Genomic DNA, 1,242 nt, shown 5'->3' with positions numbered 1-1,242 from the left:
CCCCGTTCAACTTCCCTGCGATGGTGCCGCTGTGGATGTACCCGCTGGCGATTGTGTGCGGTAACTGTTTCATCCTGAAACCTTCGGAGCGTGATCCAAGCTCGACGCTGTTGATCGCGCAGTTGTTGCAGGAAGCGGGCTTGCCAAAAGGCGTGTTGAGTGTGGTGCATGGTGACAAGGGCGCGGTGGATGCGCTGATCGAAGCACCGGAAGTGAAAGCGCTGAGTTTTGTGGGCTCCACGCCGATTGCCGAGTACATCTATTGCGAAGCGACCAAGCGCGGCAAGCGCGTGCAGGCATTGGGTGGCGCGAAGAACCACGCGGTGCTGATGCCGGATGCGGACCTGGATAATGCAGTCAGCGCTCTGATGGGCGCGGCCTACGGTTCCTGCGGCGAGCGTTGCATGGCTATCTCGGTGGCTGTGTGTGTGGGGGATCAAGTGGCGGATGCGTTGATCGCCAAGCTGGTGCCGCAGGTCAAGGCACTGAAGATCGGTGCGGGCACGTCTTGTGGGCTGGATATGGGGCCTTTGGTCACCGGCCAGGCGCGGGACAAGGTCAGTGGCTATATCGAAGACGGTGTGGCGGCTGGGGCTGAGCTGGTGGTTGATGGCCGTGGCTTGAGCATTGCCGGACATGAAGAAGGGTTCTTCCTGGGCGGTAGCCTGTTTGATCGCGTGACGCCTGAAATGCGCATCTATAAGGAAGAGATCTTCGGGCCTGTGCTGTGCGTGGTTCGGGTCAATAGCCTGGAAGCGGCGATGCAATTGATCAACGATCATGAGTACGGCAACGGTACCTGCATCTTTACCCGTGACGGAGAGGCGGCGCGTCTGTTCTGTGACGAGATTGAAGTGGGTATGGTTGGGGTGAATGTTCCGTTGCCGGTACCTGTGGCGTATCACAGCTTTGGTGGCTGGAAGCGTTCGCTGTTTGGCGACTTGCATGCCTATGGGCCGGATGGGGTGCGTTTCTATACCCGTCGCAAGGCGATTACCCAGCGCTGGCCACAACGTGCCAGCCATGAGGCGTCGCAATTCGCGTTCCCTAGCTTGTAATCTGCCGCGAAAGCCGGCCGTTAGGGCCGGCTTTCGCGTTTCCGGGGTTTTTCTGACCTATATGACAGAAATATGAAAAAAGGCATTGACGGCAGATTCTGGAAGCCTATAATTCGCCCCACTTCCGGCGCAGTAGAAACGGAAAACTCCTTGGTAAACAATGAGTTATGCAGATTTCGGCAGC

At 57.9% G+C, this 1,242-nt stretch carries 1 protein-coding gene; it reads left to right on the top strand.

What is annotated here, in order from left to right; genetic code table 11:
- On the top strand, positions 1-1,058 hold a 1,058-nt coding region (mmsA, locus tag DYL59_RS31280; protein WP_135292636.1), incomplete at its 5' end, for a CoA-acylating methylmalonate-semialdehyde dehydrogenase.
- Between the last annotated feature and the right edge of the window lie 184 nt (positions 1,059-1,242).

The organism is Pseudomonas kairouanensis (assembly GCF_004682055.1).
Taxonomy (GTDB): Bacteria; Pseudomonadota; Gammaproteobacteria; order Pseudomonadales; family Pseudomonadaceae; genus Aquipseudomonas; species Aquipseudomonas kairouanensis.
Note: the sequence above shows the minus strand (reverse complement) of the source record. Positions and strands in the feature narration are given on the sequence as shown.